We start from the raw sequence: 449 nt of genomic DNA on the forward strand, positions 1-449 counted from the left end.
GATATTGGCAAGGTCAGCCCCTGTTTTGTCGAAAAACTGCGCCGTGCTTGTAGTGCCGGGCATTGTTCGATTGCTCCGCTGACTGACATCAACCCTGATTTGGAGCGGCAGTGGGGCGGTCATGCTGGCGTTAGCCAGGTTACCGCCAAGGCCATCGGTGCGCCTGAGTACATTCCAGAAATACTCGGCCAACATCACGGTTTTTCTCCGCCCGTTGCAGGTAGGCGAGCAGAAGACGAAAGCTTCGGCGGCCTAGCGTGGCAGCAAGAGCGTGATGCGCTTGTCGCCGATATGAAAGCTCAACTGCAGATGGATTGGCCGCAGGTATCTTCTGTGGCGCAAGCGCGCCTGGTGGCAGGGCTGACGTCCGTTGCTGACTGGATAGGCTCGGGGCAGTACTTCGAAGACCCCGCCGCGCTTTGTCGGGAACGTGTATCGCAATCGCTGGA

Annotated in this window: 1 protein-coding gene; it reads left to right on the plus strand. The window is 58.6% G+C overall.

Going from position 1 to position 449, the window contains the following annotated elements; translation table 11 throughout:
• On the plus strand, positions 1-449 hold a 449-nt coding region (locus tag ACU8YC_RS27565; RefSeq protein ID WP_446896336.1), incomplete at both ends, for an HD domain-containing protein.

The sequence above is a fragment of the Citrobacter sp. VF227 genome, assembly GCF_052950715.1.